The 8531-nt window shown below is 58.1% G+C and carries 8 protein-coding genes and 1 pseudogene; 6 read left to right on the top strand and 3 right to left on the bottom strand.

The genetic code is table 11. The features are described 5' to 3' along the window. Positions 1–8: 8 nt before the first annotated feature. The 4 genes and pseudogenes from AKG11_RS23145 to AKG11_RS23130 form a co-directional block, all read left to right on the top strand. Positions 9–437: pseudogene (locus AKG11_RS23145) on the top strand (IS630 family transposase); the annotation flags it as partial. A 75-nt stretch (positions 438–512) separates the two neighbouring features. After that, the gene (locus tag AKG11_RS23140) at positions 513–1892 is read left to right on the top strand and encodes a hypothetical protein (protein WP_156334121.1); all 1380 of its coding nucleotides are present in this window, start codon (positions 513–515) and stop codon (positions 1890–1892) included. 438 nt (positions 1893–2330) lie between these two features. Next, on the top strand, positions 2331–3587 hold the full coding sequence (locus tag AKG11_RS23135; protein WP_050745584.1) for a tyrosine-type recombinase/integrase: 1257 nt from the start codon (positions 2331–2333) through the stop codon (positions 3585–3587). A gap of 157 nt (positions 3588–3744) precedes the next feature. Continuing rightward, positions 3745–3933 (top strand): hypothetical protein, encoded by a 189-nt coding sequence (locus AKG11_RS23130; protein ID WP_050745583.1) that lies wholly within the window; start codon positions 3745–3747, stop codon positions 3931–3933. Between the two features lie 182 nt (positions 3934–4115). Here AKG11_RS23130 and AKG11_RS23125 read toward each other — a convergent pair whose 3' ends face one another. Continuing rightward, on the bottom strand, positions 4116–4535 hold the full coding sequence (locus AKG11_RS23125) for a hypothetical protein (RefSeq protein ID WP_156334120.1): 420 nt from the start codon (positions 4533–4535) through the stop codon (positions 4116–4118). A gap of 195 nt (positions 4536–4730) precedes the next feature. Beyond that, complete coding sequence (locus AKG11_RS23120; protein WP_156334119.1) at positions 4731–5456, bottom strand: hypothetical protein; 726 nt, start codon at positions 5454–5456, stop codon at positions 4731–4733. A gap of 80 nt (positions 5457–5536) precedes the next feature. Here AKG11_RS23120 and AKG11_RS23115 point away from each other — a divergent pair, with 80 nt between their 5' ends. Beyond that, complete coding sequence (locus tag AKG11_RS23115) at positions 5537–5860, top strand: helix-turn-helix domain-containing protein (RefSeq protein WP_050745580.1); 324 nt, start codon at positions 5537–5539, stop codon at positions 5858–5860. A 113-nt stretch (positions 5861–5973) separates the two neighbouring features. Continuing rightward, on the top strand, positions 5974–6729 hold the full coding sequence (locus AKG11_RS34645; protein ID WP_156334118.1) for an MmcB family DNA repair protein: 756 nt from the start codon (positions 5974–5976) through the stop codon (positions 6727–6729). Here AKG11_RS34645 and AKG11_RS33775 read toward each other — a convergent pair. After that, the gene (locus AKG11_RS33775) at positions 6726–7808 is read right to left on the bottom strand and encodes a beta family protein (protein WP_082342599.1); all 1083 of its coding nucleotides are present in this window, start codon (positions 7806–7808) and stop codon (positions 6726–6728) included. The genes AKG11_RS34645 and AKG11_RS33775 overlap by 4 nt on opposite strands. Between the last annotated feature and the right edge of the window lie 723 nt (positions 7809–8531).

The raw sequence follows: 8531 nt of genomic DNA, 5'->3' as shown, positions 1-8531 counted from the left end.
ATAGGTGAGCACCGCACGATCAGCGCACAAGGTCGGCCTACATCTTCGGCGCAATCTGCCCGAAGCTCGGCAAGGCGGCGGCGCTGGTCATGCCATGGTGCGACACCTACGCCATGACCCAGCATCTGGCCGAAATCGCCCGACACGTCGATGCCGACGCGCACGCTATCCTCATCATGGATCAGGCAGGCTGGCACATGTCCAACAATCTCGTCGTGCCCGAAAACATCACCATTCTGCCACTCCCGCCGAAATCGCCGGAGCTGAACCCGGTCGAAAACCTCTGGCATTTCATGCGCGACAACTGGTTATCAAACCGCGTGTTCAAATCATACGACGACATCGTCGATCATTGCTGCGATGCCTGGCGGCGGCTCGAAAGCCAGCCATGGCGCGTCATGTCGATCGGACGCAGAGAATGGGCCAATGGGTTTTGATCAGTGAGGGACCGTATAAGTCTTGTTCGCGGGCCGGAAATTACGCTGTTCCACACGGAGCAGAATGTAGGCTTCATGGCTGTGACGTCGCCGGAACGCGGCACCGTCTGCCATCCCATCCGTTCCGACGCGACAAGAGGGCTGGTTCGCCTTAGGTATCACCGCCGCACCGCTAAGACGATCAGTAGAGAAGCGCTTTCCGAGATCATCGATCTGATGGAGGCAGAGGCCGTGTATGATTCCCCAGAGGAGAAAGTGCACGTCCGGATCGCAGGAACGGCAGATGCGGCCTACTATGACCTAGGGCGAACGGATGGAGCCGTTGTAAAGATCACGAGCGCTAGTTGGATGCTCATCCATAACCCGCCGGTCTATTTCTTTCGCCCGGCCGGATTCGCCGCGCAGGTCATGCCGGAACGCGGCGGCAAACTGATTGATCTCCGTGCACTGCTCCATTTCGACGACATGAATTGGATTCTGTTTCTGGCATTCCTGATCGTATCGCTGAAGCCCACACATCCCTATATGGCGCTTTTGGTCAGCGGCGCATACGGCAGCGGGAAAAGTAAAGTCAGCGAGATCATCAAGCGCATCATCGATCCGAACGCGATCGAAAAACAGCGCCTACCCAAGGACGAGCATACCTTGGCGATCCAGGCGGCCATGTCGAGGCTGCTCGTCTACGACAACGCATCTTCCGTGCGCTGGGACCTTTCGGATTTCCTCTGCGCCATGTTGACGGGTGGCGGCTTCAGCACCCGCAAATACTACACCGATGATGAACAGCGCATGTTCAAAAATTCCGTGCCGATCATCATCAACGGCATTGGCGAGTTCGCCAGTCAGCATGACCTACTCGACCGCTCGATCGTTCTGAACCTCCCTGCCATCCCCGAAGGCGCGCGCCAAACCGAAAAGGCCATCAACATACGCTTTGAGGAAATCCTGCCGAGTATTCTCGGCTGCTTGTTCGACATCGTAAGCACGGCCATGCGCCGCTTCGACGAGGTGGAGCCCCCGACGACGGTACGAATGGCGGACTCCGCGCAATGGCTTGTCGCCGCTGAACCGGCGACTGGTCTTCCCGCTGGCACGTTCCTGCGAGCGCTTGAGGAGAGCGTCAAGGAAGCTAAGATCGAGAACACGATCAACCACCCGCTTGTACGCAAGATTATCCATATCTTGGACGTCAACGTGGCGGCGCGCTCCTATGAAGGTACAGTGGGTGAATTGCATGACAGGCTGCGAGACGACTTCGGCCGGATCGAGAAGGTTTTGCCGCAGACGCCATCGCACCTTTCCAACGCCCTCCAGCGCCTTGCGCCGGGTATGGCAGCTATTGGCGTCATGGTTGAACTTCAGCCCCGAACCAACCGGGCACGACCGGTGCGCATTTGGATTGAGGAGACGGAATACACGCCGGAACAAGACGCCATGTTGAAGAGAATGGGTTAGCCCCTGGCCGTGTAGCTGGTGGTGCCAGTGGCGCTGCCCTGCCACCCCTAGGGGGTGGATGTGCCCATGGCAGCAGCGCAGCGGCGGGCATACTGGCCCGCCCGTAGCCGCAGGGTGGCCACACCAGCGCCACCAGCCACACTTGCATTGCTTCAAACCAGCCTTCCGGCGGTGCCGGGTGGTGGTTGGGCGTCCGCACCGCGCGGCATATTCCGCGTGTCGTTCACACCGCGATTTCAACCCGGATGACCGGGGAATCCGCACCATTTTGAGGCCCCGTCTCGTCGGGGCCTCGCCTCCCCAACGCATGGCAAGGTTACGGCTCCGGTAACACGTTCGGGCCGCAGGCGGGCTTCTCGGCACAATTGACGATTCATTGTGCGGGTTACAGCCCCCGTGTTTTCCTCGCCATTTTTTCCATTGAGCAGCGAGAACACCATGAAGGACAGTTTCAACGTCTCCATCACCTCCACCACCCGCCGACGCAAGCTGAGCAACGGTACGGTCGCTTCCTACCCGCAGTACTACTGCGAGTACCGCGACCCCAAGTCGGGCAAGCGTCGCCGCCGTGCGTTCAACAAGAAAAAGGACGCGGAGGCTTTCCGGAACGCCCTCCTCGTGCAGGTCGCCGAGGGCAGCTACGTCGACGAGCGGACGGTCCCGACTGTTGCCAAGGCCCTCGACCATTGGCTTGCCAACAAGGAAGGGCAGGTCAAGGCGTCAACGCTGAAGGGCTATAAGGTCGTGGCGAACGGCGCGATCCGTGGCCCTCTGCTGATCGGCACGCGGCAGGAACGCGCCGACTACACCGAGAGCGGCGTGGCGCCGAAGGGCGCACGCTTCCTCAAGCTTCTGGGCGACATCAAGCTCACCGACCTCACCACGGCCGGCATTCGCGTCTGGCATCGAACCATTGTCGAGCAGTGCGGCAACTACACCGCCAACCGCGCAAAGTCGCACCTCAAGTCCATCCTGGCTCTCGCCGAAGAGGACTTCGGCATCCGCGCGCCGTCCATGCCGACCGGGCTTACACGCGCCCGTCACAAGCCGAAAAAGGCCATCCTGACCCCGGAGGATATCCCCAAGCTCATCGCAGCCGCCAAGATGGACGCTGAACACGGCATCTACTACGCCTTCCCGTTCCTCGCGGGCACACGGCCGTCCGAGCAGCTTGGCCTGCTATGGAGCGAGGTCGACTTCGACAAGAATGTCATCCGCATTCGCCGCATTCAGGAGCGGGACGGCTCGCTAACGGAAATGACAAAGACGGAAGCCGGCACGCGCGACATTCCGATGGGCACGACACTGCGCGAGATGTTGCTGGAGTGGCGGCTTCGCTGCCCGCGCAAGGGCAAAGAACTGCACCGCGTCTTCCCTGGCCCCGGTCGGCTTCAGGAATGGCCGAAGCTGCGCATCGGCGGTGGCGGGCCGCTGCTGTACCAGAACTACCGTAAGCGTTATTGGGCTCCGGCGTTCAAAAAGCTCCGTCTTCCCTACGTAACCCCGCATTCCGCCCGGCATTCCTTCATCTCGACGCTCCAGGCGCAAGGTATCGAGGTCGGCCTCGTAGCGCAGATCGCCGGCCACGCCAATCCGACCGTGACGCTCGGGCACTACACGCAGGCCGTACGCGGCGGCGCTGCCGCCGTGGCCGCCCTGGAGCGGGCCTACGTGCCCCAGGGGGCCGTACGCTAGCGGCGTAGCGCCGCCTGCCCACCTACCGCCTAGCTGGCACCACTACGCCCCCGGTGGCACCGCCCCCGGGGGCGCTTCGTATCTTACTGAAATTAATACGATAAATTGCGCCGAGGCTTTCGCTGTGTTTCAATTTTCCCAAAGCGGGAGACTGTGCATGGACTACCTTCTGGTGATCGACAACGCGACAGGTGAAGGCCAGGTCATGACGTTGGCTGAAGCGGCGGCGTTGACGCACGTCGAGCCGGAAGACATCGCACGCTCGATCAAGGCTTTCGGTGCCTGCCAGTCCATGGACTTTGCCATCATGGACACCGAAACGGCGGACGACGTTATCGCCGCTTGACCCTTATATATTGGGCCAGCTTTAGCCGTGACGTTTCCGGGGGTTTGGTCGAAACCCCTCCCCCGTATCGATCTTCCTGGGCCGCGCTCGGGGGCCCCATTCGACATCGCCAAGTTCTGACGGTCTGTACGCGTATACGCGGCGATCACCATACCAAGGCAATCGCCGCGCATCGAGGCGGATTATTCCACCACGTATTTGAGGGTGTTCGCCGAGACGCTGACGACACGCAGCGTCCTGCCCTGGATCGTGACGCTTTGACCGCTTCCGAGCGTGATAGCGATAGGCCGTTGTGCCGTGGCGTATTGCGACGAGCCGCGCGGCGGGATGTACTGGTAGGAGGTCGAGCTGGCGGTTCCATAAACGTCGGTCCGGCCGACGGTGCCCTGCACCGTGGTTGTCGTGGACTGCGGAATGATCATCGGGCTCTCGCTCATAGTCGTGGCGTTGCTCTCAACGGTGACATCCATGCGCTCGAAGACGGCACGAGAGCCCTGCGTACCGACGAAGCGAACCGTCGTGCCTCCGGCATTCGTCGTGCGGCCGAAGATGTCCGCGCCCCCAACCACATTAGGCAGTGCCTTGCGAGACTGGAACGACATGACCACATCGCCGGGACCGGCGGAACGGATTTGGGTTCCAGAGGGCGTCATCAAGCTGGTCTTGGTCTCCACGGGAGCGCAGCTAGCAATGAGTGGCAGAACGAGTAGAGCGGCAGCGAGGGTAGTCTTCTTCATATTGGCTATCCTATTGAAATAAAAAACTTTCCAAAAAACATGGTCGAAAAACGCCGTCAATTATGGGGTCCCTGGTTCGATACCTAGGAAACGTCCTGATATGAACTCCGGTGCCCAGCGCATGCACGCAGCGTCTGCGGCGGAATGCAGGCGGGCAGGGCTGGCGGGGTGTAGCAGCAGAAGGAAGACTACGTGGGCGGTCGTGAATGCCCACAACGACGCGCCGGGCGCGGCGACACGCAGCCGCTCGGCGCAGCGGGACAGGAACACCGTCCGCTCGACCCTTGGAAAGTGCTGGTAGATGAGCAGCGACTTGCCGGAAGAGTAGAACGCCGAAACCTCGTCGAGGTAGAGATATTTGGACGAGTCCTTGCGACCCTTCGACTTCGCCACCTCAAGACCGTTATCTGGATCGAAAAAGATCAGGTCAACGTCGCGGAAGACGTAGGCGCAACGGCCCATGAAAGCGTGGCGGGCGGCAAGCTCGTCGGGCAGCAGTTCGTTGTGGTAGAGCGCGCCCGGAATGGCTCCACTCTCCTCTACTGTCGCCAAGCGGCGGCGTTCCGGCGCAGACGCGGCGTGGGCCAAGATATCGAAAAGCTCTGGATCGACGTGACGATGACGCTCGGGTTGCTGAAGATAGGCCAGCTTGCCGCCGTCTGATCTTCCGTCTGATGGCGTCAGCATCCAACACACGCCGATGCGGTTCGCGCCGCCCGACGATAGCGCCCGTATCAGCGCGTATTTGCGATAATCGTTGATGTCCCCGACGTACTGGTCCTTCACAGTGACCCCACATTATGACGCTAATCGACACGTCATAACGTATATAGACCCGTGGTGGATGTCATGAACATTTCGTCCACATGGAGTTGTTTGCATCCAACCTTAGAAAGCGAGCTGAGGAGCTCGGCATTTCTCATGCCGAAGTAGCGCGGCGTGCAGGTCTGAGTGAAACGCGATACGGAAACTACGTTAGTGGCCGGCGCGAACCAGACCTTGCAACTTTGGTCAGGATCTCGGCGGTATTAGGGACCACACCCAACGATTTGTTAACAACCGAAGGCCACCAAGGATCTGTTGGCAATCTGATGCGAAATCGAGCCGTAGCGGCTCTGGCGGCACTCGACGCCAATGACCTTGAGCGGGTTGTGATAATGGTCGAAGCCTTGGCCAATGAACGTATGTAATCGCGCAATTCGTCGGTTGACTCAAAATCCGCTTTATTCGAATGCACTCTCCTTGCTCAGGCAAGCTACGCTATTTAGAGAAGGCGCAGAAGAGTAAAGGACAGAGTTAGCACGTGTCTAACCACACGCATCCATCTGAAATGCGTTTAAAAGCAGCGGTTATAGACCGTTTGCTAGGTGGTTCGCATGTCGATAAAGACGCGGTGATAATTTCGGAAATGACGGTCGCAAACTGGACCCGTCGCGCAGATGTGGTGTTGGCGAACGGGACTTTGTGGGCTTTTGAAATTAAATCAAATTCCGATAGTCTTCACCGCCTACCGGGGCAAATCGAGGCTTTTCGCAGGCATTTCGAGAAATTTACCATCGTTGCCGCAGAACGTTTTGAGACAGCCATATATAATATGATGCCTGAGGGCGTCGGACTTTGGATTGTCGATGCGCAAGGCCGGATCACGCAGCGAGTGCCACCTAGGCAGACTAGGCTTTCGAAGGCGGCCTATATTTCGCTCATGACAGCAGCAGAGATTAAGCAGTTGCTTTCCGCGAACGGCATAGCAGCTATGAAGGGCGCATCTCGATCGCGTTTGGCGGAGATGGCAGAAAATCTACCTCTATCTGATCTCGGTGAAGCAGCGCGGAATGCTGTTAAACGGCGTCATCGTAGGCGCCATAACGAGTTTATTATAAGAAAGGGACAGGTCGGCACAGCGGAGGCTATGCCAACCTTCCACCGCACCAAGCGCAGCCAACATTGGGATGAACAAGAGCGCCCTTCAGTTCAATTACCCGAGACGGCAATACCCATAGATCATCCTCTTCTAGTAAACGCGCCGGCAGGACCAGTTCTAAAGCGTTTGGTGCGTTAAAACTCTCCCTCCCAATCATCATCTCCGCCAACGAAATCCACTGCTCCGGCCAACCCTAGTGCAGTTTGGCGTTCGATGTGCATATTGACGCGCGCAGCAATCCAATTGCCGGGAGCTCCGAAACCGGGCTCCACAACACCATTTATATTCGTTCTCCGGATAACGTCAGCGCCCCATGATCTGTCTGCGAAGGCTGGTTCCCAATCGGGCGAGTTAACAATCTCTGCAGCACATCGAACATAGCCACCATCGTCTTCGCGACGGCGTTCATAGCGCCAAGCGTAATCTAGACAATAGTCGATTCGAGGAACCCACCTACTGATACTCGGTTCGAAAGGTTCTGGGTAAATTGAAGCATGATCGCCGTAAATTGAACCCTCGTCCCCGCCGATTTGGGCATGCAAATCGCGCTCGACTATTTGGAGAAAACCTCGCTGGTCCCCGTAGGCGGATACTGCACGAGGATAACTTGAGGCTAAAACTGCAATTCGTGCGGCTGGATCAGTGATTCGCAACGCTGAAATCACGCGACGTGCTTCTGTTTCCTTTGGCTCAATAGCACCGCGCACGTATCCAAGATCCAAGACTATTAACACATTGTTAACGTCGTGAACGGCGGAAAGAGCGGCTTGAAGTGCAGTTAAGTCTTGGGCGGGGCGTCGCGATCGAATTACTACCGCGCCGAACGCTTCCTCTATCAAAAGGGCTTGTCGAATGAAGGGACGCTCCGTTGCTCCATCGCGTAGAAGCGCTACCGGAATTACTCCTTCATTATTTGCCGCCAAATCTCGCCACGCGCGATAATTTTCCGTTGGATCGCACAGAGCGTTCCATTGGCTACAGGCTTGGCCGGGAAGAATATTAAGATCGAGGAAGCATGGTCCGATGCGCTCTCTTACGGTCTCGATGACACGGTTAGCGTCATCCACCCTCCCAAGCTTACCAAGCGATACTAGCGGATGCAGCGAGTCCTTGGTTTCCTGACGAAGCTGGGCGTACCCTCGTAGTTCTGCCTGGCGCGAACGGATTGCGGGCAGATATCGAATCGCATCGAGAAGCGCTGGGCCTTCAAGGTTCATGGTTGAAACTCCAATTAGTCACCCTGCGGGATAGGGTTTTGCGCTTCCGGGGCCGCCTTAGGTTTTCTCCGGGGCGGAGGATTTGGCGTGGTCGGCAACATTTGCAACACTGTTAGCGTCGATCGTGAGACATTGCTGGCAGTTTCACTCCAGTGCTCGGCTTGGCGGCGCGCACCCGTGAGATCAATCTTTATCGCGTCTAAATCTGCCTCCAGTCGCTTGATCTGATGTCGTTGCCCAGCGTTGATGACAAAGAGGCATAAGCTAAGCGCCCAAGCTGCGCCTGCGGCAATAGCCACGAGAGTTGTAGGGTCTTGCACGAACAGAGCCGCCACACCCACAACTGAGCCTACCGCGGATGCTACAATTACCAGTGCTCCGAGGATCGAATTCTCTGAGAGGTCAATAGTTGCCAAGCCCAACGCCTTCTACGATTCGTGGTTGAATTATAGAATGCGAAATTGCAATTGGCGAATCCTGTTACACGATTAACGCGAGTAAATCTCCAGCCGATGCTCAGACCCCAACGCTATGGCTAAGCGCGTGAAGCGCACGGCATCCCTACTCATGAGTATATGGAAAACTGGGCTTGGCCTGCTTGGCTTCACGGTTGGTAACCCTGCGGTAACCGCGCCTCTCCGAGCCGCGCCCGCACCCCGCGATTTCAGCCGCGCCAAAACGCACAAAAGCCCCGGCGAACCGAGGCTTGCGGCGTCTTGGAAG

The organism is Shinella sp. SUS2 (assembly GCF_001262505.1).
GTDB lineage: Bacteria > Pseudomonadota > Alphaproteobacteria > Rhizobiales > Rhizobiaceae > Shinella.
This window is presented reverse-complemented; position numbering and strand designations above follow the sequence as displayed.

Excerpts from the sequence above, each read along its gene's own strand:
- AKG11_RS23140 (WP_156334121.1), top strand. The coding sequence starts at position 513 with ATGGCTGTGACGTCGCCGGAACGCGGCACCGTCTGCCATCCCATCCGT.
- AKG11_RS23125 (WP_156334120.1), bottom strand. The coding sequence starts at position 4,535 with ATGTCGTTCCAGTCTCGCAAGGCACTGCCTAATGTGGTTGGGGGCGCG.
- AKG11_RS23115 (WP_050745580.1), top strand. The coding sequence starts at position 5,537 with ATGGAGTTGTTTGCATCCAACCTTAGAAAGCGAGCTGAGGAGCTCGGC.
- AKG11_RS23135 (WP_050745584.1), top strand. The coding sequence starts at position 2,331 with ATGAAGGACAGTTTCAACGTCTCCATCACCTCCACCACCCGCCGACGC.
- AKG11_RS23130 (WP_050745583.1), top strand. The coding sequence starts at position 3,745 with ATGGACTACCTTCTGGTGATCGACAACGCGACAGGTGAAGGCCAGGTC.
- AKG11_RS33775 (WP_082342599.1), bottom strand. The coding sequence starts at position 7,808 with ATGAACCTTGAAGGCCCAGCGCTTCTCGATGCGATTCGATATCTGCCC.